Source organism: Acinetobacter sp. ANC 4648, assembly GCF_002135345.1.
Taxonomy (GTDB): Bacteria; Pseudomonadota; Gammaproteobacteria; order Pseudomonadales; family Moraxellaceae; genus Acinetobacter.
On record NZ_NEGI01000004.1, the window covers coordinates 150,394 to 174,565 of the forward strand.

The following is a 24,172-nucleotide window of genomic DNA, read 5'->3' on the forward strand; positions in this document are numbered from 1 at the left end:
TTAATATTTTGCTTTCAAAATTTATTTAACATAATGGAGGTTATGCGAAATTATCAAAAAAATTAGTAAAATGGGAACCTAAACCTTCCATTTTTGATTACGTATAATGTGTATTATATTAATTTTAGAGAAACTTGAATAGCAACTCAAATCCTTTAAGTTATTGGGCAAAATTCTATTTAGATTACTTTGTATATAATCACGGCTTTGTTGCACAAAGATTCAAAAGTTACTATTTTTCCAAGCTCCTTAAATTTTCAGAAATTTGGGGGATGTCGTTTAAACACCTTCCCCATAATGAATACAATACTATTTAATTCGTCTAACTAGTATGAAAGCAAGTAAAGGCGCAATTGCAAACAGCGAAAATAACCACAGGGCTGCATGACGTGCACCTTCAGTACCACCTGGTGCAGTAATACCGGCATTATTGACGATGATACCAGCAATTGCAGTTGCTAAAGCCATCGCAAACAGTTGAATGGTCACTACAGATGAAGATGCGAGATTCTCTTCACCTTTATTCGCTGAATTAAATACATGTATCGCCAGATGTGGCCAACAAAGTCCAATTCCCAGTCCAACCGAGATCAATGCGATGACAAATAAAATAATCAGTCCATCAGTATTTAATAAATTTGGCATAGGAATAAAGAGTGCCAAAGCTGCCAAGGCCGCAATAATCATCACAGGTGAATAGCGAAAAATTTTTGTCACTTGGGTTGCTGTCTTATTGGCGGTAATGAAAACGCCTAAAGTCCAGCCACCTGCCATAATCGCTGTCAAATATCCCGCCATTAGCGGTGTAGTTTGCTGAATCACTTGTAAAAAATAAGGTAAATAAACTTCAGTCGAAAGACCAGCAATCATCAAAATCATCACTACAAAGATTAGCCCGATTGGATGTTTAAGCGTATAAGCACCTGTGGGCATTAGCTTGGAAGTGCTTTTTGCATCAATCTTGGCAATCGCAACAACACATAAAACTACCGCTAAAATACCTACGATATTGAGCCAAAGATGATGAGTTAAGCTCATTAAACTAAGTAATCCAATACTTAATACTAGAAAGCCAATTTGTGCAAAAGGAATCGAGATTTTCGCTTGACTACGTTCTTGCTGTAAGTTTATTTGACGAATAACAATAACTGCAATGAGGATTGTGATTGGTACAATAGACCAAAATGCCCAACGCCAGTGACCATATTGTGCAAACAAACCACCGATTGCAGGACCAACCAAGGTTGCGACGCCCCACATGCCTGAGGTAATTCCCATCGCCCTTGACCAGAGCCGCTGTTCGAATACAATTCGGATTAATGCATAGCTGAGTGCCAGTAAAATACCACCACCCAAACCTTGTAATACACGGCCCACCAACAGCAACGACATATTGCTGGCTAAGCCACACCAAATTGAACCTAGTGCAAATATCATCAGTCCAAGTAAATAGGCAGAGCGTGGTGTCAATTGCGCTAATATTTGTGCTGCAAGCGCAGAACCAATAATTGAGCTAATAATAAATAATGTCGTATTCCAAGCGTAATATTGCATCCCGCCAATATCTTGTACAATACTTGGTAAAATGGTGGTCACAATATAAATATTAATTGCATGTAAGGCTACACCGCCAGTTAATGCCAAGGTTCGTAATCCATTTTTACCGCTAAGTAGCTCACCCCATGACGCATCTTGCTGGATCTGCTGTTGTTTACTCATGCTTTGCCTATGTTCCGAACTTTAAACAACAGATGTTTAAGTAATTATATTGTTTAAAGTATTTAAGAAATCAATGAATCGAAATAAATTTTAAGATGTAGTCACTATAAAACCTCAACCTATGTTGAGGTCAAGGCTTTATATTTTAATTGGATATTTATTTTCGAATCAGTTGGAAGCAGCAGCATTTAAATACGCATCGTTTTGTTGCTCAAAGGCATATAAGTTAAAGCTCTCTCACGATACTCAAATTTAAGTCACCCCTTGGGTATCAAGCCTACCTAATTCGGTTAATTTATTGAGTACATCTATATACACATGGATTTCATGGCCCTGAATTTAAACAGTATCTGATGGAAAGGTATAATTTTAATGAGTATATTCTTCTATTTAAGAATCATTTGACTTAGATCAATCATCATTCCGAAAAATATGGTTAGAAAATTAATGATCTAATACGATAAAAGCGTATACCTTTATAGATGCAGTAATGGCAGGTATAACAGCTTATAAGCTACGTATTGACGATATTGATACAATCATCAAACAATTAAAATTACATAATTTGACCCAGTTAGGCGAACATAAAAATGTTTCCTTAGACCTAAGTCGTCAGATTCTTGAAGCTCGTTTATAAGCAATGGTCTACATCATTGTTACGATAAAAAAGTGTGATCATGCAACGCCTACCCTAAATCATAATGAGAGAAATAATATGAAAATTTTAGTCGTTCTAACCTCACATGGACAACTTGGTAATACTGGTGAGAAAACTGGCTTTTGGCTAGAAGAACTTGCTGCACCTTATTTTGCTTTTATTGATGCTGGTGCTGAAGTTACCCTTGCTTCACCTAAAGGTGGCCAGCCACCGCTTGATCCGAAAAGTAATGCACCAGAGTCGCAGACTGAAACCACTCATCGTTTTAAGGGCAATACCATCGCGATGCAAGCATTGGCAAATACTCAAAAACTCAGTGAAATTTCCGTTGCTGACTATGATGCGGTATTTTATCCCGGTGGTCATGGTCCATTGTGGGATTTAGCAGAAGATCCTATTTCGATTGCGTTAATTGAACATGCTATTCAGTCGGGAAAACCTGTTGCAGCTGTTTGTCACGCACCAGGTGTTTTTCGTCATGTGAAAGACAATGATGGCAATCCATTGGTCAACGGTAAAGCTGTGACTGGTTTTAGCAATACTGAGGAAGCAGCTGTAGGGCTAACGGATATTGTACCTTTTCTTGTCGAAGATATGCTTAAAGCAAATGGCGCTCATTATTCTAAATCCAACGATTGGGATGTACATGTCGAAGTAGATGGCTTACTGGTGACAGGACAAAACCCTTCTTCTTCAGCTGCAACAGCAGATGCATTGCTTAAATTATTGCAGTAAGGAGCTGTAAAAATATCTGCATATGTCATGTTTACACGTGAACAAACTCATAATTTTTCGCAGCTAGCACAGTATGTAGAATAAGCACCCTCTCGCAATTAAAGGTCACAATCTAACCTTATTAGCTTTTTATGGTGAATGAGGTCTTTGAAGGCAATAACCATTGAGGGTGCTGTGATTTTACGCTTTCCTGACAATCGCGCCTGTGTAAGAATTGGTATAACAGTCTAGTTTTATACTAGAGACATTGAAAACATTATCTTAAAAGTTCAAGCTATCATATTTTTATTATTTAAGGTACTGAAGGTTTGATTTAATAAAAGAGCAACTAACTTAATAACACTCTATTTCAATTAGAAAATGCTTTATTGTGCAAAGATTCAAAAGTTAAACCTATCCTCCTGTTTAGGCGTATGCAGCTACTTAAAATTCACCCCAAAGTTGATCCGCATAAATTGTGGATTATTTTAGTAATGTGACAGTTGAGAACTCAGAGGGAAAAACCAGTATTCATTAAAAATCATTTAATTTTATTGGCTAAATATATAAAATCTAAATAAAAAACAGCCGAATTGTTTCCACGCCAGCTTTTTTATAGTTTTTTGAATTTTTTAATCAGGCTAATCGATTGATATTAAAAATTTATTACAAAGTAACTTCGCATAAGCACCATTATTTTAAATTACGCTTGCTAACAACTTGATAGATATTTATATAGTTCTAAATAAGCCTCTTTTGGGTGCATACCAATATTACCTCAATCAGCTTCTATAATTTGATCATCAAAAGCAGTAATGTAACTTAATAGAAAAGGTTCATTACATAACTCATTAAAATCAAAAATATCATCTGTTATAAATTCTAAGTTTAAAATGTGCTTATCTAGATTTTCATCTAATGTTCTAGGCAGTCTTTTATGAAAATATTTTTTGAATACTTAAAGCTAGTTATCTATTCTGTATTTAAAAAATTATCTACTAAATTATACATGAAGTTTTTTACGTCACTTTCTCCATTTAAAAAGGACATTTCTAAAAGTAATATATTAGTATAATTTTTAAGAGTCTTTTATTAAGACATCTTCCAATCTATTTAGCTTCGATTAAACTAACTCTTAATTAATTGTATTCTTAATACAGAAAATTTCACCATCATTCATTTTTATTGTTTATTTTTTTAAAAATTAAAATAATACACCTTATGCAAAAAAGCCCTTCCAAGGGCTTTTTAAACAACTCCTTTTCACTTGCTCGTCGAGTTACCAAACCCTACACAGTTCGACCATCCGCCTTTTCCGATACATCAAACTAATAAAAAAAGAAATAATTCAGATATTTCATATAAGCTCTATTATGTTAATTTTAGGAAAAATATAAAATGTCTATAGAAGAATCCTTATACTCTGCGAGCAAAATGTACTCATTGCATCAACATAATTAATGAATCAAGTTAAATAGTCTGCAACTTAAGCACTTTTTTTAATCAACTTAAATAAAACAAACAATAGTAAAATCCATACAGGCAGCATCAACACCGACAGCATAAACCCCTGACTCCACATAATGTAAAGAATGATCAGCATAAAAGCCAAAACCAAATAATTGGTGAATGGTGCAAATAACGCTGGAAATTTGGTCTGGATACCCTGCTTTTTCATGGCTTTTCTGAATTTTAAATGAATTAAACTGATCATCATCCAGTTCAATACTGCTGCGGCTACCACAATATAAATCAGGTAACTTAATGCTTTTTCAGGTACAAAGTAATTAAGTAAAACACAACCAAAAATTAGCAATGCAGAAAATAAAACGGCAGGAATAGGAATCCCTTGTTTAGTAACATGCTTAAAAATTTGCGGTGCATTACCTTGCTCTGCCAAGCCTAGTAGCATACGGCTATTGGCATACATGCCGCTATTACAGACAGATACAGATGCTGTTAAAATAATAAAATTAAGTAAATGTGCCGCCCAATCAATACCCATTTGCTTAAAAATAAGTACAAATGGACTTTTATCTAGGCCACCTAAATCTAATTGATTCCAAGGCACCAAAGACAAAAGAATGGCCAATGAACAGATGTAAAACAAAAAGATCCGAATAACGGTCTGATTCACTGCTTTAGGAATATTTCTTTCTGGGTCTTCTGTTTCAGCAGCAGCCATACTAATCAGCTCAATTCCGCCAAAAGCAAACATCATAAAGGCTAACATATAAAATAGGCCTTCAAAACCATGTGGAAAAAATCCACCATGTACCCACAAGTTGCTGATAGAAGCTGTTGAGCTAGTATCTGCGGTCATCAGCAAATAAACACCAAAAATGATCATTGCAATAATCGCAAGGACTTTAATCATCGACAGCCAAAATTCAGATTCAGCATACAGCTTTACATTGGCTAAATTTGCAAGGGTCACTACAACAAAAAAGACCAATACAGATGTCCAAGCAGGAATATGGGGCCACCAGTAATTGACATATTTTCCAATAGCGGTCAGTTCGGTCATTACCACCAAAATATATAAAACCCAGTAGTTCCAACCCGTCAAAAATCCGGGAAATCGTCCCCAATATTTAAAAGCAAAATAACTGAATGAACCCGTTACGGGTTCATGAACAATCATTTCGCCAAGTTGGCGCATAATCAGAAACGCAATTAAGCCGCCAATCATGTAACCTAAAATAATGGATGGCCCAGCGGATTGAATAATATGTGCTGAACCTAGGAATAAACCTGTGCCAATTGCACCGCCCATAGCAATCAATTGAATATGACGGTTCTTTAAACGGCGCTGAAGTTTAGGCGTCTCGCTGTTCAAAACAGACTCTCATTGGGTAAAATGTGAATTGTAGATGTTAAGTGTCATATAACCTAGCCCATCAATAGAAATAATTTTAGATTCACATTTTGTGGGTTTAAATGAGCCATAAAGAGTAATATTTTAGTTCTTCTAAGTTCTTTAGCTATATTGATCTGATTGCCTATATCAACAACATACTATGTTGTTGATAGTAAAATATTGAAAATATCTTTTTATATTAGGAAATTTCACTGAATAATATTCAAAAAATAGAACAGACAAGAGATCCCTTATCAGTCCCTATTTTATCTTTAAATAGAATAAAAATTAAATATAAAAAAGATAGTGTCCTTATCGAGTTTAACAACGGAATGCCACAGATTTGTTTCAATCAAAAATAATTCTTTTTAAGCATAAATAAATATTGCAGAAAACATAGTAAATCCTCTTAAATCTGTACTACTTTTCACTTCTAATATTCACTTATTCCGCTAACTCACAATATCAGTAGGCTTAAAGTAATAAATTGACTTGGTTGCAAGCTCACCAAGTATTCTATCAATATTATCTAATTTATTTCGTATAACATAATTCGATTTGAGCTTACTTCCTCATTCACTATAGTATTTTTCACACAGTTGCTTAAAAAGCAATATCGGCATTATGCCTTTTTCAATTTGAGCTTTTCCCGACCTTAATTCAAGTATTTTAAATGAAGCCCATCGTTCACACTCTTCTTTCGTATCGTGTGTAGAGGAATAGCGTTTTTTGTCATAAGTTACAGTTATACGCCAACTTTGACCACGTTGAATGGGTTTTGGAAGCTTCACAATGTTGGTGCAGACTTATCTTTATTTTAGCTCAAATTGAGCGATTTAAACGAATATTCGGTTATTTTAATTATAAATAAAACCCACAATATATGGGCTTTATCTTTAATAATATATTGATTAAACTATATTTATTTAGAAACTGAAGCTTCAGTTGTAATATTTACAGTGATCTTATCACCAACATTCGGAACATAATTTCCAATACCAAAAGCTGAACGGTCAAATGTAGTGGTTGCATTAAATCCAACAGACTGTGCTTTCGTCATAGGATGCTCACCTTGTTTGTTCAAAATAGCATTCAGAACTACAGGTTTAGTTACACCTTTTACTGTTAAATCACCTGTAATTTTGAAGTGTTTTTTATCCTTCGTCTCTACTTTGGTACTTTTAAAAGTAATATTTGGAAATTTGTCTGCATCAAACCAATCTGCTTTTTGGAACTCTTTATCCAATGCTGGAACATTCGTATTTACGCTGCTAATTGGGATAATTACATTTACTGAAGAGTTAGCAGGCTTTTCATTATCTACATTAATTGTACCTTGAATATCGGTAAAATTTGCAGATGGTGTAGAGAAACCGAAGTGATTCCAAGAAAATACAGTCGCCGTATGTGTAGGATCAATTTGATAAGCTACAGGCTTTGCTACTGAAAAAGTTGCAATTGTTGCTACAGCTAAACCAAGAGTTAATGCTTTAAAATTCATATTTTTATCTCACTTAAGAATGCTTATTAGTTTATACAGCTATTAGTTTAATTCACCGCTATCTATAAAACGATATGTTGCATTATTAGAACAACCTTCTACGTTCAAGTACAAGTTAAACCATCAATAAACACAACTATATGATATTAATACTTTTATATGTTTAAAATATTCAGGCTAGCTAATTTAAATTATCTTATTCATATTTTTAGAATAACTCCATACAAAAAACCTACATTCAAAAGCCAATAAAAAAGGTTGTATAGCTATAAATTTCAAAACATTAAGAAGATACAAAATGAGTCATAATGTACAAGCACAGAGTACGACTACACCCTATCGAATTACCCTTACAGACCCTCAAGGGCATATCTGGTATGTAGATGAACCTATTGCAAAAGGTGGGCAAGATTCTGCACCAAATCCCATACAGTTGTTACTTTCTGCTTTAGGTGCTTGCACCACAGTCACTTTACAAATGTACGCAGATCATAAAGAAATTAAATTAGAACATGTACAAGTCGATCTAGCTTTAAATCCAAATGGTGACTCTGAAGTGGGACAAAGTACCATTGAAAGAAAAATTCTTTTAAAAGGGAATTTTACCGAGGAGCAACATAAGCGTCTACTTAAAGTAGCAGAAAACTGCCCTGTACATAAGCTATTAACTTCTAATATTCAAATAAATACGATATTAAGTTTTTAAAAATGATTTGGGAATAATAAATACTCCAAATAAAAAAGCCCCATTTGGGGCTTTTTTATTGATATGACTTATAGCTTTTCAACCAATACACGGTCAATTTGCTTACGTCCAGTATGTGTTTCACGATTTTGTCTACGAACCTTGATGACTTTTTCTTCATCTAAATCTTTTAACATCAACACGACTGCCATCATACTTTCAAGTGGAAGTTCTTGACCAATCCACTTCTGTTCACCCACTTCCATCAGGGTGATTTCATCATTAATCTGGTTATAAAGGCTCATATTTTCCTCACTTATGGTGAATGAATACCATATTTAAATGCATACTCAATGAATGGCATCACTATATACCTATTCATAAAAACTGCCAGTGAAATATCGCTAAAAATACCCAATTAAGTGATTAAAAATTAAGTTTCATAGAAATAGTATTGATCACCAATATAATCGTCATCTTCGGAATTATGACTCCTATCTTCAATGAGCCCCTTCGATCTATCTTATTTGATCAGAAGGTTATATTCCTATTGGGATAAGCACCACCATTAAATTAAGCCTCGATCACTTCCCCATATATATTTATGTAATATTGCTGAATTTCTTAATTTTCGGTTTTTCTCTTTTCCTAAAAATAATATTGATATATAAAAAACGCCCCTTACGGAGCGTTTTTCAGCAAATTAAAACTTTCGATTAAGCTGTAATTTCTTTTACTGCGGCAACAACTGCTTCAGTAGTAATACCGAAGTATTGGTATAAATCTTTTGCAGGAGCAGATTCACCGTATGTAGTCATACCAATTACACGACCATCAAGACCTACAAATTTCCACCAATAATCCACATGTGCAGCTTCAACAGCAACACGTGCACGGATGTTTGCAGGAAGAACTGCTTCACGGTAAGCTGCATCTTGCTTCACAAATTCTTCAGCACATGGCATAGACACGACACGTACACCATCAAGTTGTGCATATGCTTCCATTGCCAATGAAACTTCAGAACCTGTTGCAATAATAATTGCTTTTAATTCGCCTTTTTCTTCAGCCAATACATAGCCACCTTTTGTCACATTCTCAATTTGAACTTGAGTACGTGCTTGGAATGGCAAATTTTGACGAGAGAAAATTAACGCTGTAGGGCCTTCTGAACGTAACAATGCAGATTTCCAAGAAATAGAAGCTTCTACAGTGTCACATGGACGCCATGTATTTAAGTTTGGTGTCCCACGTAAAGATGCAATTTGTTCTACAGGTTGATGTGTAGGACCATCTTCACCTAAACCAATTGAATCATGAGTATATACATGAATTACACGTTGTTTCATCAGTGCAGACATACGTACTGCATTACGTGCATATTCCATGAACATTAAGAATGTTGCAACGTAAGGAATGAAACCACCGTGAAGTGCAACACCATTGGCAATCGCAGTCATACCGAACTCGCGCACACCATAATGTACGTAGTTACCCGCTGGATTATCTTGTACGCCTACACAACCTTTCCACAATGTTAGATTTGAACCAGCAAGATCAGCAGAACCGCCTAAAATTTCAGGAAGTAATGGACCAAACGCTTGAAGTGCATTTTGGCTTGCTTTACGTGTTGCAATAGTTTCCGCTTTTGCATTTACTTCAGCAATATAAGCATCTGCTTGTGCAACAAAATCTGCAGGTAAATCACCAGAAATACGACGTTTTAACTCAGCCGCTTCAGTTGGGTATTTTGCTGCATATGCTGCAAACACTTCATTCCAAGCTGCTTCAGATTGAGCACCTTTCTCTTTAGCATCCCAAGCTGCATAGATATCAGCAGGAATAACAAATGCTTCTTCAGTCCAACCCAAAGCTTGACGTGTTAATGCAATTTCATCATTACCGAGTGGTGCACCGTGGCAATCTTCTTTACCTTGTTTATTTGGTGAACCTAAACCAATAATCGTTTTACAAATAATTAAGGTTGGTTTAGCCGTTTCAGCTTTGGCATCCAAAGTTGCTTGACGTAATGCTTCAGCATCATGACCATCAACTTTAAGCACTTGCCAACCATAAGCATGGAAGCGTTGTTCTGTGTCATCAGAGAACCAACCCTCTACTTCGCCATCAATTGAAATGCCATTATCGTCATAATAAGCAACAAGTTTGCCTAAACCTAAAGTACCAGCCAATGAACATGCTTCGTGAGAAACACCTTCCATTAAGCAACCATCGCCTAAGAAACAATAGGTAAAGTGATCTACAACTTGAAGATCATCTTTATTGAATTGCGCAGCTAAAGTTTTCTCAGCAAGTGCAAAACCAACTGCATTTGCAATCCCTTGACCTAAAGGACCAGTCGTTGTTTCAATACCTGGTGCATAACCTAACTCTGGGTGACCTGGCGTTTTAGAATGCAACTGACGGAACGATTTAAGATCTTCAATTGAAAGCGCATAGCCCGTTAAATGTAACAATGCATATTGAAGCATTGAACCATGACCATTAGACAATACAAAACGATCGCGGTTGGCCCATTGTGGGTTGCTTGGATTATGATTTAAAAAATCACGCCAAACGACATCAGCGATATCTGCCATCCCCATTGGAGCACCTGGATGTCCAGAATTTGCTTTTTGCACAGCATCCATTGCTAATACACGAATTGCATTGGCAATACGACGTTCATTCAGCGGGGTTGTCATAGATCAGAGTCCAATAAGGTTAAAATAAAGGAAGATGAATAAAAATTCGTAACTTGGCTATATTGTCTTAAAAAAAGTGAACGGGGTAAAGCCTTAACTTTATATTTATGCAAGCAGGCTCCAAATTCATTACAAATTAGATAATTTTGCTTTAAAAGCGAACAACACAACAGCTCATTCATCCTATATAAATCATTCATCTCGCTCCTTAAATAAGAATAACGAAAAGTAAAGATTGAACTTGCATCTTCTGCAGACGATATGAAATATAAATTTCACATCTTTACCGTGAGACTAAAAGCCAGTTTAATCTTATAAAATGCAATAAATAATATTGTTTACAGCCCAATCAAAATAAATTTTTCACTCTAAAGTAAGTTAAAAAATGAAAAACTCAACACCAATCAATCGACTGCTACGTTATTTATGGGGGCCACTTGCTTTAAAACTTGTTTTGTATTGTACAGAAAATGCCATATGACGTATAAATTTCAATCAAATCATTTTTAGCTCCTTCATTTTTTCCTATTTATCAGTTTTTTTGATGAGCATATCTATAAAAAAACCAATGAATTGAAATAAATTCATGCTTTTTGGTCAGGTTAAGCTAGTCCTAAAGTCGAACTCGATGTAACATACTGCGTCTTTTGAATAACTGTGATAGGACTTTCATGCGCGAGTACGCTGTCTTCACTTCGGAATCTGTAAGCGAAGGTCATCCCGATAAAATGGCTGACCAAATTAGTGACGCTATATTGGATGCAATCATCAAAGAAGACCCATATGCACGGGTCGCTTGTGAAACGCTTGTAAAAACGGGTGCGGTTGTACTTGCTGGCGAAATCACAACAACTGCTAATGTTGATTTTGAAGCCATTGTTCGTCAAACCGTAAATGGAATTGGTTATCACCATTCTGACCTTGGTTTTGATGGTTCAACCTGTGCTGTAATCAATATGATCGGCAAGCAATCACCTGAAATTGCACAAGGTGTAGACCGTCAAAAACCTGAAGATCAAGGTGCTGGCGACCAAGGCCTCATGTTTGGTTATGCAAGCCGTGAAACTGACGTTTTAATGCCGGCTCCAATTTCTTATGCACATCGCTTAATGGAAAAGCAAGCTGAGTTACGTCGCAACGGTGCTTTACCGTGGTTACGTCCAGATGCAAAAAGCCAAGTTACCTTTGCTTATGAAAATGGTATGCCTGTACGTTTAGATGCAGTGGTTTTATCAACTCAACACGATCCTGATATTTCACAAGCCAACTTAAAAGAAGCTGTGATTGAAGAAATCGTGAAAAAAATCATTCCTGCGGAAATGTTCCATGCAGGCACGCAATTTCACATCAACCCAACGGGTATGTTTGTAATTGGTGGTCCTGTTGGTGACTGTGGTCTAACTGGTCGTAAAATCATTGTTGATACTTACGGTGGCATGGCTCGTCACGGCGGTGGTGCATTCTCTGGTAAAGATCCATCAAAAGTAGATCGTTCTGCTGCCTATGCTGGTCGTTATGTTGCGAAGAATATCGTCGCTGCTGGACTTGCTGACAAATGTGAAATTCAAGTGTCGTATGCGATTGGTGTTGCTGAACCAACATCAATTTCGATCAATACCTTCAATACCAATAAAGTATCTGAAGAATTGATTATTCAATTGGTACGTGAACACTTTGACCTTCGCCCATACGGTATTACCCGTATGTTAGATCTTGTTCAACCGATGTATAAGCAAACTGCTGCTTATGGTCACTTTGGCCGTGAAGGTACTGATACTGCATTTACATGGGAAAAAACAGATAAAGTTGCAGCGCTTAAAGCATCAGCAAATCTATAGTTTTTCTTCTTAAAAAAGCTCGCTTTATGCGAGCTTTTTTATTGATCAACAACATGATATAAAACTTAAAAGCTTAGACTCCCTTTCATTATTCTTTTCAGGTGTACTCACATTGCAGTTATTTTACAAGTTGATTTTCCAAGTCAAGGACCATTTCAAGATGAAATGACTTCAGCATTTAAAACACTGGCTGAAAGTATTAATCATGAAGCTGGTATGCTATGGAAAATTTGGACCGAAAATAGTGAAACCCAAGAAGCTGGCGGCATCTATTTATTTGATACTCAAGAAAATGCTCAAAAATATCTTAAAATGCACACTGCTCGTTTAGAAAGCTTTGGTTTAAGTAATATCCGCAGTAAATTTTTTAAAATAGACAATGCATTATCAACTCTAAATCATGCTACATTCATTCAAAAATAAACTTTAAAATCCTATACATCATCTGTCAGGATTTTAAAGTTAAGTCGACTAAGATTCTGTATCTGAAGATTTTTTATCCTGATTTAATACATCTAACAGTGTTGGCTGATTTGGTGTTGTATCAACATGCTCTTGTTTTAAATAAATATGAGCGGCTTTAAATACCACCACGACCACTAAACAGGCCAGCAGTCCAAAAATCCAATGTCCGTATGGACTTCGTATATGATGTGATCCACATCGACTACATTCTTTCTCTGTGGCATCTACGACCTTGTTACAACAAGCACAATGATATTGATATAGCATAGGTTATCTCCTACTTTCCCGCTCATTATTGTTTTTCTCAGTTACACCTTCATTACACATAATTATATTTTAAGTGTATTTTTATCTTAAAAAACTTGTTAGCAAGATACAAGTATAAATATCTTTGACTTTGTAATCAAAATTCATTTCCAAAATAATTAATGATTGTTTTATCTCATTTTATAATTTGGTTTAAAATTTAAATTTGTAACTTTATTTTTTAAATTAAAGTTAAAGCAATTAACTTTCCCTATTTTTCAAAATTTCTTTAAAATAAGTCACAGAAATTGAGGAATTTAAAATGGTACAACTGATTAAAAAAGGTGGATTACGTGAACGCGCAAATCGTAGTCGTAAATATTTAGGTTCTGAAAATACTGAAAAAACACTTTTGCCTAACCGTTATGAGAATATGCAGAAAAAAGAAGAACCATCGATTCAGACTTATGCTGATTCTAAGAAAAAAACTGATGATATTTAACCTTAGAATATGTAAATCACATCTAACCCCAAAAAGATAAAGTCATCAACAAATCACTTATACCACTAGTTCAGTTGTTCATAGATGATGCTAAGGTTTTTGTACAAGCAAAATAAAAGACAAAACAACAAAGAACAGATTAAATTTTTATAAAAAAATCAAAAAAAAGCTGAATCTCAGATCCAGCTTTAAATTTTAAGAATATTGATTTTATTTTTTATTTACATCTTTCAATTCGATATGTTTACGATCGGGTTCAACTTCATGTGCTTCACCATCAATCACACTTGAATCATGATATTGGGCACCACCTTGTTGGTTTTGCATGTCCTGCATTTGACGCATTAAATCTGCGAATGGATTTTGCCCTTGTGCGCCCCCCATTCCAGACATATCGCCCCCCATCATACCACCCATCATTTTTTCCATCATGGCTTGCTGACGTTTCATCATCGTTTGCATGATGATTTTTTTAAATAGACGTTGTACAGGCGGAATTAGGATCAAAACAGCGATCACATCTGTAATTAATCCAGGAATAATAAACAATATTCCCGCCAAAATTTTTGGAAGATTATTGCTAAATTGTGGATCCGCACTCATTTGGCCCATCTGCATTTGCTGCATTTGAGGCATTAAACCTTTGGAATTCGAACGAATGAGTTTCAAACCAATAAAAAAAGCGGCAATAAACCAGAAGAAGACATACCACATGCTTCCGACAAGATCACCTACCCCGATCCATACGAATATTTCGAGTACCAAGCCAATTAAAACAATAAGAGCTAATTTCATGAAAATTAATCTAATCTCATATGAATAAATAAATTACGGTGGTCATTCGCTTAATCTCTATCAAGCTTTTTCCATACCTTTATGTAACAATATGGGCATTATTTTATTTTTAAAGTCCAGCATGTCATTAATTATTGGTATTGATCCAGGTTCTCGTCTCACAGGTTATGGAATCATTGAAAAAGATGGTCAAAAACTAACTTTTGTAGATGCAGGAACAATTCGTACCGAAACTACTGAAATGCCTGAACGCTTAAAAAGAATTTTTGCGGGCGTAGAACGCATTGTCAAATATCATGGGCCAACTGAAGCTGCCGTTGAACAAGTGTTTATGGCCCAAAATCCTGACTCTGCTTTAAAATTAGGACAAGCGCGTGGTGCTGCGATTGCCGCCTTAGTAAATTTAGATTTACAAGTTGCTGAATATACGGCGCGACAAATCAAACAAGCGGTGGTTGGTTATGGTGCGGCGGATAAAGACCAAGTCCAAATGATGGTGATGCGACTTTTAAATTTAAGTATCAAACCACAACAAGATGCTGCTGATGCTTTAGCAGCAGCAATTTGTCATGCACATGCTTCCGGTAGTATGAGCAAACTTGCCGTTTTAAATGCACTGGGGGGCATGGCACGTGGGCGTAGTCGCAACAGCAGCAGACGACGCTAATTGCTGATTATAAATAGGCTGAAAAATCTTTTTTCATTTCACGTATTGAGGGTTGCTTCGAATATGTTGCAATCAACATTTTTCCTGATGTACGTAAATTTTTTTGCTGCTGTGGATCTATCCGTATCAATACCAACTCTTCAGCAACTCTCTGATTTGGACTGTCACAACAAATAATAATATTCTGATTTCGCTCAATAATTTTATACTCTGAAAATTCTTTTTGAAGCATTTCTTTTAATGAAACTTTTTCAGACTTTGGCCTGCTATCCATTTGTGTATAAATAATTATTACGATACATACTACAAAAACAAGACCTACAATTAAATACTTATCCACTTTACTCCCCCCTTATAGTTTAATTTGATCTTTTAAAATCTAGACAATGAGCTTAGTTATCTAGACTATTTCATCCCATGATTTACAACATAAAAAACTGCCTCATTCATTTGATGTGCCTGTAAACCACGCATTCCTGCTTGGGCTAAATGATCCCCTGCCAAAGCATGCAAGGTTACAATTTGGTGGAGGTGAATTGCTTCATGAAATTGCGCTTTTAAACTCGCTATCATGCCCGCCAATACATCACCCATTCCACCAGTTCCCATACCTGCATTACCCACAGTACAAATCCATAATTCATCTTGCAAAATTAAACTACCTGCACCTTTAAGTACCCATTGCCCTGCATACTTCTGTTGTAACTGCTGTATTGCATTCACCCGATCCGACTCTATTTCTTTAACTGAGCACTGGAGTAATTTGGCTGCCTCACCGGGATGTGGCGTGGCATAAGTATGATTTCCTAATAGCTCAGGATGTAAAGCCAAGAACCATAATGCATCTGCATCTAGCACAACCTCCAAATGCTCAGATAAATTAAGTTTTGGAAACCATTTAAAAAATTGCTGTTCAGACCACATATCTCGCCCTAAGCCCATACCAAAACAGACCGCATCGACCTGATCCAGCAATATTTGAATATCAGCTTGAGTTAAGGCATTAATATCTTGCAGCATAATATTAGGCGAACGTGCCAAAATTGCAGTGTGATGTTTCTCATGACAGATAATGCTGACTTTTCCTGCACCTGCACTAAATGCAGATTCAGCCGACATCATCACCGCGCCCCCCATATCTGCATGCCCCCCCACCACCAATACATGACCATAATTGCCTTTATGACCAAATGCCTGACGCTGAGGAAGCTGAATATGTGTGGATGACAGATGCGCGATTGGTTTTAATATATTATCTATTGGAATTAATGATATGCAATCAACCTGTCCTGTATATTCTTTACCTTGCCCTGTGAATAAACCAGCTTTTAGACCCAAGACCGTGAAAGTATGGTCAGCCTGAATTGCACAAGGCAAAACTTGCCCTGTATTGGCATGTAAACCACTGGGAATATCAATAGAAACCTTTAAACCAGATTGAGCATTATAATGTTGAATAATGGCTTGCCACGTTTCATCTAAATCTCGGTTTAGCCCGATACCAAATAAAGCGTCAATATGGCAATCAAATGACTGTAAAATATTAAAATTTTGGTGAATCCAGATATTATTCTGCTGTGCATAGTGAATTGCTTGTTTTAACTCCTGAGATTCACCACTTACACTTGCAAAAATCTCAACCTCATAGCCGTATTGTTTTAAATAACTTGCGATACAATAACCATCCCCCCCGTTATTGCCTGAACCACACCATACAGCGATCTTCTTTATATTTTTATGCGATGCTGTGGATTGAAATAATGCATCTAATCGCTGAGCAATCGTCCAAGCAACTTGCTGCATTAACCCATAAGCACTATTTTGTTCAGAGAACCAGCGTTGCTCCCATGCTTGAATATCTCGACTATGATAAACTTGCTGATGCATTATTCTTCCTTATTTGTATTTTATGTCGGCAATCACAGCTCCATCCAATATCCCTTTGCAACAGATTGATCCTGAAGTATTAAAAGCATGGATTAAAACTCAGGCTTTGGAACTTGGCTTTGCTGATTGTGTCATTGCCAAACCAGATGCTCAAGCAGAATTACCACGATTCAAAGAATATTTAAAACGTGGTTATCATGGTGACATGAAATTTTTAGAAGAAAATTTAGAAAAACGTGCCGATCCAACTTTACTGGTTCCTGGAACAAAAAGTATCATTTGTGTGCGCATGAACTATCTCGTGGAAACGCCTAAACCACGCTATGTTCCTGATGAACCAAATGCCGCAATTATTGCCCGCTATGCACGTGGCCGCGACTACCATAAAGTTATGCGTGGTCGCTTAAAAACTTTAGCAACAAAAATTAGAGAGAAAGTCGGAGATTTTGAATCACGTCCATTTGCCGATTCTGCGCCCATCTTTGAAAAGTCTTTGGCTGAAAGTGCGGGGATGGGCTGGACAGGCAAACATACCTTATTAATTCATAAAAAATCAGGTTCCTTTTTTGTATTAGGTGAACTATTTACCTCTTTAGACTTACCTTTTGACTCGGCTGCAAGTGCACATTGCGGTTCATGTACAGCATGCATTGATATTTGTCCAACTCAAGCTATTGTTGAGCCCTACATGCTTGATGCGCGTAAATGTATTGCCTATTTGACCATTGAATTTCAAGGCATCATTCCAGAGGAATTACGACGTGGCATTGGTAATCGTGTTTTTGGGTGTGATGATTGTCAGCTTATTTGTCCATGGAATAGTTTTGCGAAAAAAGCTACGATTAACGACTTTAATCCAAGACATGGTTTAGATGATGTTAGTTTGTTGGATTTATGGCATTGGGATGAAACCACCTTTTTAGCCTGTACCGAAGGTAGCCCTTTACGACGCACAGGCTTTCAAAGTTTTAAACGTAATATCGCCATTGGTTTAGGCAATGCACCCTTTTCTGAACAAATCGTCCTTGCCTTACAAACCAAAAATGAACAGCATGATGAGATTGTGCAAGTCCATATTGACTGGGCGATTCAAGAACAACTAACTAAAAAATTATAAACTTTGTAAGGAACTGACCATTTTTGTTTTCTAAGTTAAAACTTGCACGTTCTTAACAAAATTTATCAAATATTGATTTTATAGCAACCAAGATTCAGCATTTTATTTTTTATAAAAAATAACTTTGTAGGTAAATAAGCATAAATACAGCTCATTTTGTAACTAAATCTAAGATTATATTTCTCTATAATATTTGCCAAAACTATAGAGATATTTAATTTATTTTGAACTTTTTTACCCTTTTATCCTGCTTTAAATCAGGTATGATCAAAGCAATGTTGAAAATAAATGGATAAATCATGCAAGTACGCAACGATTGGGCACGCGAAGAAATTCAAGCTCTATATGAACAGCCTTTTCTAGATTTAGTTTCCGAGGCGCAGCGTATACATCGTCAAAATTTTGAAGCAAACACCATTCAGGTCAGCACCCTACTTTCGATTAAAACAGGTAAATGTCCAGAAGACTGTAAATATTGCTCTCAATCCGTACACTATGATTCCAAGTTAGAAGCTGAAAAACGCATTGCCGTTGATAAAGTGATTAGCGAAGCCAAAGAAGCCCTTGAATCAGGTTCATCACGTTTTTGTATGGGTGCTGCTTGGCGTAATCCGCATGAACGCGATATGCCTTATGTACTAGAAATGGTACGTGAAGTCAAAGCTTTAGGTCTAGAAACCTGTATGACACTGGGAATGCTCAATGAATCTCAGGCAGGTCGTTTACATGAAGCAGGCTTGGATTATTACAACCATAACCTAGATACGTCTCGTGAATATTATTCTCATATCATTAGTACCCGTACTTTTGATGATCGGTTAACTACACTGGATTATGTCCGTAATGCGGGAATGAAAGTTTGTAGTGGTGGTATCGTCGGTTTAGGCGAAAATCGGAATGACCGTATTGGCTTATTACAAGAACTGGCAACACTTCCAATTCATCCTGAATCTGTACCAATTAATATGCTGGTTCCAATTGAAGGTACACCACTCGCAGATGTTGAAAAATTAGATGTCACCGAATGGATTCGTACCATTGCAGTAGCACGCATCATTATGCCACACAGCTATATTCGTCTTTCAGCTGGTCGTGAAGCACTAACTGATTCAGATCAAGCTTTAGCATTTATGGCTGGTGCTAATTCACTATTCTCTGGTGAAAAACTACTAACAACTCCGAATGCTGGTGAAGGTAAAGATAAACAATTATTTAGCAAACTTGGATTAAAAGCTGAAAAAGCCAAAGCAACTGTAGCCGAACTTTCAGTTGATGCGATGGCAAGTTAATTCAATACAATAGTCAGAAATAGAACGATAACTCATAGTTTTAATCTATCCTGTAAGTATCTACTACTTAATGGGTGAAAAGTTAAAGATCACCCATTAAGTCGCTAGAATAAAAGATATTTACTCAATCTAAGTATAATTTGAATTAATACATGACAAGAAATAATACTATGATTTTAATATCATTTTAAAAAATAAAGTAGTCGTGAAAAAATTTAGTATTTAAAAATATTATAAAGAGGTAATCAGAATTCCATATTGGGCATTTAAAAACATTCCAACTCGAATAACATCCACGCCATTGGCATGATGAACTTTTAACTGTTGATGAAGAGCATCATATTCAAAAGAATCAAAACAGTCTTGATGCTGGCACAACCACGTTAATGTATCTGATAAATGATCATCTACAACATAAGTTTCAGCTTTAAAATTTTTGGACATCGTGAATCAATACAAATACTGAGAATAGGTATATTTTAACTTAAATAGAAAGAAATTAAATATGAGATAAGAAAAGCGCTGAATATTTCAATATCATCATATTACGGAATCAATACTTGCATAATATGATGATATGCCAGACAAAATATTAAAGTAAAATTAATGATGCATACCGCACTTACGACACTCTTTGACCAAAACTAAATTTTCACCTATTTCATATTCAAAAGCATGAATACAAAATAATTTTCTAATTTTTTGAAGCATTATACTCTCCTATACATTCTTCGACTTGCTTCACAAGATATTTCCATCCTGAAACATCTTGGTCATTAAAATGACTGTAGAATATATTTAGCATAATCTAGAGAATATTCAAGTAATATTTGCTGTAATTATCAAATTCTAACTTTAATATATTGGCTTGATCTGAATCAGATAATCATAATTTAAAATATTGTTTTTAATTAATATATTTTAAATTATAAAAATATATCTCATTCAAAATTGATCTTTAATCTAGTTAAAACTAAAAAGTCCACATAAATTAAAAGCATGAAATATGTCATATTTCATGCCTATATATTTGATGAAATTCACGATAGTGGATGTAATGCTGCAACTTCTTGACTAATCATAACTGCGGTTGCAGCAGACAATGTCCAACCAAGATGTCCATGCCCTGTATTATAAAACACACGGTCTCGCTTACCCCGTTTTACCACTGGCATCATTGGTCTTAATCCTGCCCAAGGAATACTATGCTCTGTAGAAATATCGAAATTCTTATTTACCCAATTAATTAAAAGTTAATGACACATAATTATTATAATTCAAATACTTATTTTTTATAAATAAATACAATATTCAATATATGTACACATTAATTAAAAGTCTTATTTTTTGTATCAAATTTAATTACTTAGAGTACTAAAGTGATAACTTATAAAATATTTGGTTCATGAACCTAGCTATGAATACATATTTTCCTATTAAAAAGGTCTTAAGAATAGACTAAATTTGTCTAGGAGAGTGGTGGCAGTCCACCACTAATTAAAAGGTGTATACAAAATCGGTGGCTATTCAATAAGTGTAGTTTACTATTTGGTATAAAATATTATACTGAGGCTAGGGTTTTGATAGCTACGATTTCTGTTTGGCTTTTTGGCGTAAGACATACAAATATAAGCTTTCTACTTTTTCACGTGCCCATGGTGTGGTACGTAAGAATCGCAATGATGATTTAACACTTGGATCTATGCAAAAACATCTAATTTCAATTTTACGATTTAAGCCTTCAAAGCCACCGTAGTAATCCAATAACTCATCCAAAATGTCAGCAAGTTTTTTGCCGTGTAAAGGGTCATTGGAGGTATTCATAATAGATCAACCGTATTTTGGGAGGCCATTATTATAACCTGAGCTAGTTGGAAAATGAGAGGGTTGGAATTTAAACGTAATTAACATAGAAAATTACAGCTTATCTTCCTATTTACAACAGTGCTGATGCATAAAACAATTAATAATTCAAAGAAAGCTTTTTAATAAATATACGGAATTTATGATTTAAATCCGCGTTTTATTAAATTTTTATTAGTAAAATAAATTAATTATGCTAACATTTTACTGTAGCAATTGTGCATTATGCTATCGTTAAAAAGCTACAAGAAAACGGCCTCTTTCAGGTGCACACTATTTAACTTATGTTCACCTATTTTTAAGGTATAAATTTAATTTTATCAAAAAATACCGTGAATTAACCGCAGATCTAAGACATCGATATCGCTCAATTTTCGTTGAATTAAACAAATACTACAAAGCTCTATAAGTGCTTTATTAATTCACGTATAGTACGCAAAGAGTGATATGAGTTGCAATCTAATGAGCTGTGCAACCTGAGCATAGGATGCACAGCATAATAACTAAAAACTTCATTTTTAAAATAATGCTTTTTCTTTTGCTCGTCGATTCACCAATCCCTGCATCGTTTTACCACCCGCCTTGACCCATACCTCAAACTGATCTAAACGAGTTGATTTTAGTATTTCGCATAAGCTGTATTATGTTAATTTTAGACAATTTTAAGATAATTGTTGATGAGTAATTTTTCAATGGATAAAGTAATTTCATTATTACTACATGATGTTCCTGTTCATGCAGACTACGCGTGTGATGCGACAGATTTAGATCTAGAAGACATTCCTGAGGAACGTATAATAAATTTATTAAATTCTTCTGATGAAAATATTATATTTGAAGCGGCAAAACTTTTGACCCACTGGGGGCAAACCTCTGGTTTTGATGTATTAGTAAATTTGTTAGACGATAATAAATTAGATGGTTATATAGATCATCGTTTACATGGCTATGATGATACATTTCAGCATGTACTTCGCGCTTTTGTGCGCTATTGGGCAATCCAATGTGATTTAGGATTTGGTGAGCCAGCGCGAATTAAAATATTCTCTCCTATAAAAAAAATTATCGAAAAATCTAACACCCAACGATTTAATATTAAAGGTTTATTTTGGGTAATTGAAGAATGTAAATATAGTGAATATATTCCTTTGATAAAAAATCATTTAATCCAAATAATAGATCATCCTAAATTACAATTTTGGAAAATCCATGATGGTCTTGAATTTATGCTTAAATTAAATCCTGAGCTTGTTCATAATTTATTAGATGAAAAAGGCAAAACATTAGAAGACTTTAAAATTAATAATTTATAAAAGCTCTCCATTTAACATAATGGGCATTACACGAAACGTATATGCCTAGTGCTAAGAGTAAATCTTGGTAAACTCAATTAATTTAATTACTTCAAGAAGTATTTTGTTTTTTATTCATGATAGAGTGCTGATGATTTTTTCACCTTAATAAGAGAAAGTCCCTATTTTCTACGCAAACTTCAATATCATAAAAAGAGGAATAAATGAACACTAATATTTATTTGATAATCAGTGGAATCGTCTGTGTATTCATTGTTTACATGATTGTTTTATATACCATTATGAAAAAAAGAAAGCAAAAAATACTGAATGATTTTAAGCTAAGTAATACTGAAAAACCCTTAACAAAGCAACAAGAAAAAAGATTGGCATTGGGGGCTATTCTTTTTTATTACCGTGGAGAAAAGATTTTAAATTTTTATCCAAATGATATTGATTTAAGCCAGTATAAATATGAATTAGGTCAACAGTGGGACATCACTAATGCTGAAGAGGCCAAAGGAATACTAAAAAGTCTACTTGAATTGCAGCGAAGTTCTCAAATTGATGCTTTATTACAACATCCTTCTGAAGATTTAAGCAAAATAAAAAAGCAAATAGCAAAAGACTTAAAAATAGATCTTTCCTTGGTTAAGCAAACACAATCTACATACGCGTGGGATATCTGTCGTGCCGTTTCAGTAGCTAAATGGTGCTTTTGGAGTGGTTATTTATCTGAAAGTGAGACTTGGAATATTATAGAACATGCGGAAAAAATAGCCTTAGAATATGGGGAAAGTTGGGCTGATTACACTGTATCTTTTCTACTAGGAAGAACAATACAAGGTTATGATTTAGAAGAATTAATTGTCGAGACAACACAATTATTGCATAGTAAAAATCCGACTTTACGCAAAATACAAGATATTGATATTTATCAAAGATATTCTTTTGTGTAACTTATATATTTTTCTGGAAAGTTTTCGAAATACTCGCCTATTTTTCCTTGCTAGAATTTAATTTATTTTAAATTAACATGATTTCGAGTTGTTTAAAAAAGCCCTTTAAAGGGCTTTTTTTAAACAATACCTTTTCAACTTTACGACGATTCACCAATCCCTGCATCATCCGCCCCTGCCTTCACACATACATCAAACTGATTGGCTGCAGCTTGATAATCGGTTGCCCACCATTTGCAAATGAAGTTTCCATTGCAGGAAATAAATGTCGGTCAATCACTGTGACTTGATAACCCAATTGGGCGAGTTCATAAGCCGACGTTACATCAGTAATTCCTGAACCGATCACCACGATATGACACATAAATACACTCCTTTGAAATGTTTTTCATTTCAAACTATGCCTCATC

Annotated in this window: 23 protein-coding genes and 3 pseudogenes; 12 read left to right on the forward strand and 14 right to left on the reverse strand. The window is 35.1% G+C overall.

Annotated elements, in window-relative coordinates:
* Positions 1-309: 309 nt before the first annotated feature.
* The gene (locus B9T27_RS08440) at positions 310-1,719 is read right to left on the reverse strand and encodes an MFS transporter (RefSeq protein ID WP_086206401.1); all 1,410 of its coding nucleotides are present in this window, start codon (positions 1,717-1,719) and stop codon (positions 310-312) included.
* A 490-nt stretch (positions 1,720-2,209) separates the two neighbouring features.
* On the opposite strand from B9T27_RS08440, the gene B9T27_RS14890 reads away from it, so the two are divergent.
* Positions 2,210-2,356: a hypothetical protein gene (locus B9T27_RS14890; protein WP_171263360.1), complete on the forward strand. Its 147-nt coding sequence runs from the start codon at positions 2,210-2,212 to the stop codon at positions 2,354-2,356.
* 78 nt (positions 2,357-2,434) lie between these two features.
* Complete coding sequence (locus B9T27_RS08445) at positions 2,435-3,112, forward strand: type 1 glutamine amidotransferase domain-containing protein (protein WP_086206402.1); 678 nt, start codon at positions 2,435-2,437, stop codon at positions 3,110-3,112.
* Between the two features lie 1,465 nt (positions 3,113-4,577).
* On the opposite strand, the gene B9T27_RS08450 is transcribed toward B9T27_RS08445, so the two are convergent.
* Entirely contained in the window at positions 4,578-5,930 is a 1,353-nt protein-coding gene (locus tag B9T27_RS08450; protein WP_086206403.1) for an amino acid permease, read from the reverse strand.
* A 233-nt stretch (positions 5,931-6,163) separates the two neighbouring features.
* On the opposite strand from B9T27_RS08450, the gene B9T27_RS15205 reads away from it, so the two are divergent.
* Positions 6,164-6,313, forward strand: a complete 150-nt coding sequence (locus B9T27_RS15205; protein WP_416224398.1) for a PH domain-containing protein — start codon at positions 6,164-6,166, stop codon at positions 6,311-6,313.
* Positions 6,314-6,873: 560 nt separating this feature from the next.
* Here B9T27_RS15205 and B9T27_RS08465 read toward each other — a convergent pair.
* The gene (locus B9T27_RS08465) at positions 6,874-7,452 is read right to left on the reverse strand and encodes a YceI family protein (RefSeq protein ID WP_086206405.1); all 579 of its coding nucleotides are present in this window, start codon (positions 7,450-7,452) and stop codon (positions 6,874-6,876) included.
* A gap of 298 nt (positions 7,453-7,750) precedes the next feature.
* On the opposite strand from B9T27_RS08465, the gene B9T27_RS08470 reads away from it, so the two are divergent.
* Positions 7,751-8,158 (forward strand): OsmC family protein, encoded by a 408-nt coding sequence (locus B9T27_RS08470; RefSeq protein WP_086206406.1) that lies wholly within the window; start codon positions 7,751-7,753, stop codon positions 8,156-8,158.
* A gap of 68 nt (positions 8,159-8,226) precedes the next feature.
* On the opposite strand, the gene B9T27_RS08475 is transcribed toward B9T27_RS08470, so the two are convergent.
* Together B9T27_RS08475 and tkt are read right to left on the reverse strand one after the other, a co-directional pair.
* On the reverse strand, positions 8,227-8,442 hold the full coding sequence (locus B9T27_RS08475; RefSeq protein ID WP_086206407.1) for a hypothetical protein: 216 nt from the start codon (positions 8,440-8,442) through the stop codon (positions 8,227-8,229).
* Between the two features lie 411 nt (positions 8,443-8,853).
* On the reverse strand, positions 8,854-10,842 hold the full coding sequence (gene tkt, locus B9T27_RS08480; RefSeq protein ID WP_086206408.1) for a transketolase: 1,989 nt from the start codon (positions 10,840-10,842) through the stop codon (positions 8,854-8,856).
* A 671-nt stretch (positions 10,843-11,513) separates the two neighbouring features.
* Here tkt and metK point away from each other — a divergent pair.
* Together metK and B9T27_RS08490 are read left to right on the forward strand one after the other, a co-directional pair.
* Positions 11,514-12,680: a methionine adenosyltransferase gene (metK, locus tag B9T27_RS08485; RefSeq protein ID WP_086206409.1), complete on the forward strand. Its 1,167-nt coding sequence runs from the start codon at positions 11,514-11,516 to the stop codon at positions 12,678-12,680.
* A gap of 120 nt (positions 12,681-12,800) precedes the next feature.
* Positions 12,801-13,103, forward strand: a complete 303-nt coding sequence (locus B9T27_RS08490) for a monooxygenase (RefSeq protein ID WP_322853575.1) — start codon at positions 12,801-12,803, stop codon at positions 13,101-13,103.
* 48 nt (positions 13,104-13,151) lie between these two features.
* Here the strand turns inward: B9T27_RS08490 and B9T27_RS08495 are convergent, their stop codons facing one another.
* Positions 13,152-13,412, reverse strand: coding sequence for a hypothetical protein (locus B9T27_RS08495; protein WP_086206411.1), 261 nt, complete (start codon positions 13,410-13,412; stop codon positions 13,152-13,154).
* Between the two features lie 301 nt (positions 13,413-13,713).
* Here B9T27_RS08495 and B9T27_RS08500 point away from each other — a divergent pair, with 301 nt between their 5' ends.
* Positions 13,714-13,893 (forward strand): hypothetical protein, encoded by a 180-nt coding sequence (locus B9T27_RS08500; RefSeq protein ID WP_086206412.1) that lies wholly within the window; start codon positions 13,714-13,716, stop codon positions 13,891-13,893.
* 210 nt (positions 13,894-14,103) lie between these two features.
* Here B9T27_RS08500 and B9T27_RS08505 read toward each other — a convergent pair whose 3' ends face one another.
* On the reverse strand, positions 14,104-14,688 hold the full coding sequence (locus B9T27_RS08505; RefSeq protein WP_086206413.1) for an FxsA family protein: 585 nt from the start codon (positions 14,686-14,688) through the stop codon (positions 14,104-14,106).
* Positions 14,689-14,809: 121 nt separating this feature from the next.
* Here B9T27_RS08505 and ruvC point away from each other — a divergent pair, with 121 nt between their 5' ends.
* A complete protein-coding gene (ruvC, locus tag B9T27_RS08510) occupies positions 14,810-15,355 on the forward strand; it encodes a crossover junction endodeoxyribonuclease RuvC (RefSeq protein ID WP_086206583.1) in 546 nt (181 codons plus the stop codon).
* A gap of 7 nt (positions 15,356-15,362) precedes the next feature.
* Here ruvC and B9T27_RS08515 read toward each other — a convergent pair whose 3' ends face one another.
* Together B9T27_RS08515 and B9T27_RS08520 are read right to left on the reverse strand one after the other, a co-directional pair.
* Complete coding sequence (locus B9T27_RS08515) at positions 15,363-15,695, reverse strand: hypothetical protein (protein WP_086206414.1); 333 nt, start codon at positions 15,693-15,695, stop codon at positions 15,363-15,365.
* A gap of 65 nt (positions 15,696-15,760) precedes the next feature.
* Complete coding sequence (locus tag B9T27_RS08520) at positions 15,761-17,242, reverse strand: NAD(P)H-hydrate dehydratase (protein WP_086206415.1); 1,482 nt, start codon at positions 17,240-17,242, stop codon at positions 15,761-15,763.
* Between the two features lie 22 nt (positions 17,243-17,264).
* On the opposite strand from B9T27_RS08520, the gene queG reads away from it, so the two are divergent.
* Complete coding sequence (gene queG, locus B9T27_RS08525) at positions 17,265-18,359, forward strand: tRNA epoxyqueuosine(34) reductase QueG (RefSeq protein ID WP_086206416.1); 1,095 nt, start codon at positions 17,265-17,267, stop codon at positions 18,357-18,359.
* Between the two features lie 299 nt (positions 18,360-18,658).
* Positions 18,659-19,648 carry a biotin synthase BioB gene (gene bioB / locus B9T27_RS08530; protein ID WP_086206417.1) on the forward strand — a complete coding sequence of 330 codons (990 nt, stop codon included), beginning with the start codon at positions 18,659-18,661 and terminating at the stop codon, positions 19,646-19,648.
* A 231-nt stretch (positions 19,649-19,879) separates the two neighbouring features.
* On the opposite strand, the gene B9T27_RS08535 is transcribed toward bioB, so the two are convergent.
* The 4 genes and pseudogenes from B9T27_RS08535 to B9T27_RS15020 form a co-directional block, all read right to left on the reverse strand.
* The gene (locus B9T27_RS08535; protein WP_086206418.1) at positions 19,880-20,092 is read right to left on the reverse strand and encodes a hypothetical protein; all 213 of its coding nucleotides are present in this window, start codon (positions 20,090-20,092) and stop codon (positions 19,880-19,882) included.
* A 596-nt stretch (positions 20,093-20,688) separates the two neighbouring features.
* Positions 20,689-20,898: pseudogene (locus B9T27_RS08540) on the reverse strand (FAD-dependent oxidoreductase); the annotation flags it as partial.
* 337 nt (positions 20,899-21,235) lie between these two features.
* Entirely contained in the window at positions 21,236-21,472 is a 237-nt protein-coding gene (locus B9T27_RS08545) for a VF530 family DNA-binding protein (protein ID WP_067724253.1), read from the reverse strand.
* A 557-nt stretch (positions 21,473-22,029) separates the two neighbouring features.
* Positions 22,030-22,113 (reverse strand): annotated as a pseudogene (locus B9T27_RS15020) (glycoside hydrolase family protein); the annotation flags it as partial.
* A 90-nt stretch (positions 22,114-22,203) separates the two neighbouring features.
* On the opposite strand from B9T27_RS15020, the gene B9T27_RS08550 reads away from it, so the two are divergent.
* Both B9T27_RS08550 and B9T27_RS08555 read left to right on the forward strand, forming a co-directional pair.
* Positions 22,204-22,824 (forward strand): hypothetical protein, encoded by a 621-nt coding sequence (locus B9T27_RS08550; RefSeq protein WP_086206419.1) that lies wholly within the window; start codon positions 22,204-22,206, stop codon positions 22,822-22,824.
* A gap of 203 nt (positions 22,825-23,027) precedes the next feature.
* A complete protein-coding gene (locus B9T27_RS08555) occupies positions 23,028-23,762 on the forward strand; it encodes a DUF1266 domain-containing protein (protein ID WP_086206420.1) in 735 nt (244 codons plus the stop codon).
* A 223-nt stretch (positions 23,763-23,985) separates the two neighbouring features.
* On the opposite strand, the pseudogene B9T27_RS08560 reads toward B9T27_RS08555, so the two are convergent.
* A pseudogene (locus B9T27_RS08560) lies at positions 23,986-24,126 on the reverse strand (FAD-dependent oxidoreductase); the annotation flags it as partial.
* Between the last annotated feature and the right edge of the window lie 46 nt (positions 24,127-24,172).

What these genes read in the sequence shown, in the direction of transcription:
- B9T27_RS08440 (WP_086206401.1), bottom strand. Translation starts at nt 1,719, where the DNA reads ATGAGTAAACAACAGCAGATCCAGCAAGATGCGTCATGGGGTGAGCTA.
- B9T27_RS14890 (WP_171263360.1), top strand. Translation starts at nt 2,210, where the DNA reads ATGGCAGGTATAACAGCTTATAAGCTACGTATTGACGATATTGATACA.
- B9T27_RS08445 (WP_086206402.1), top strand. Translation starts at nt 2,435, where the DNA reads ATGAAAATTTTAGTCGTTCTAACCTCACATGGACAACTTGGTAATACT.
- B9T27_RS08465 (WP_086206405.1), bottom strand. Translation starts at nt 7,452, where the DNA reads ATGAATTTTAAAGCATTAACTCTTGGTTTAGCTGTAGCAACAATTGCA.
- B9T27_RS08470 (WP_086206406.1), top strand. Translation starts at nt 7,751, where the DNA reads ATGAGTCATAATGTACAAGCACAGAGTACGACTACACCCTATCGAATT.
- B9T27_RS08475 (WP_086206407.1), bottom strand. Translation starts at nt 8,442, where the DNA reads ATGAGCCTTTATAACCAGATTAATGATGAAATCACCCTGATGGAAGTG.
- tkt (WP_086206408.1), bottom strand. Translation starts at nt 10,842, where the DNA reads ATGACAACCCCGCTGAATGAACGTCGTATTGCCAATGCAATTCGTGTA.
- metK (WP_086206409.1), top strand. Translation starts at nt 11,514, where the DNA reads ATGCGCGAGTACGCTGTCTTCACTTCGGAATCTGTAAGCGAAGGTCAT.
- B9T27_RS08495 (WP_086206411.1), bottom strand. Translation starts at nt 13,412, where the DNA reads ATGCTATATCAATATCATTGTGCTTGTTGTAACAAGGTCGTAGATGCC.
- B9T27_RS08500 (WP_086206412.1), top strand. Translation starts at nt 13,714, where the DNA reads ATGGTACAACTGATTAAAAAAGGTGGATTACGTGAACGCGCAAATCGT.
- B9T27_RS08505 (WP_086206413.1), bottom strand. Translation starts at nt 14,688, where the DNA reads ATGAAATTAGCTCTTATTGTTTTAATTGGCTTGGTACTCGAAATATTC.
- ruvC (WP_086206583.1), top strand. Translation starts at nt 14,810, where the DNA reads ATGTCATTAATTATTGGTATTGATCCAGGTTCTCGTCTCACAGGTTAT.
- B9T27_RS08520 (WP_086206415.1), bottom strand. Translation starts at nt 17,242, where the DNA reads ATGCATCAGCAAGTTTATCATAGTCGAGATATTCAAGCATGGGAGCAA.
- queG (WP_086206416.1), top strand. Translation starts at nt 17,265, where the DNA reads ATGTCGGCAATCACAGCTCCATCCAATATCCCTTTGCAACAGATTGAT.
- bioB (WP_086206417.1), top strand. Translation starts at nt 18,659, where the DNA reads ATGCAAGTACGCAACGATTGGGCACGCGAAGAAATTCAAGCTCTATAT.
- B9T27_RS08535 (WP_086206418.1), bottom strand. Translation starts at nt 20,092, where the DNA reads ATGTCCAAAAATTTTAAAGCTGAAACTTATGTTGTAGATGATCATTTA.
- B9T27_RS08545 (WP_067724253.1), bottom strand. Translation starts at nt 21,472, where the DNA reads ATGAATACCTCCAATGACCCTTTACACGGCAAAAAACTTGCTGACATT.
- B9T27_RS08550 (WP_086206419.1), top strand. Translation starts at nt 22,204, where the DNA reads ATGGATAAAGTAATTTCATTATTACTACATGATGTTCCTGTTCATGCA.
- B9T27_RS08555 (WP_086206420.1), top strand. Translation starts at nt 23,028, where the DNA reads ATGAACACTAATATTTATTTGATAATCAGTGGAATCGTCTGTGTATTC.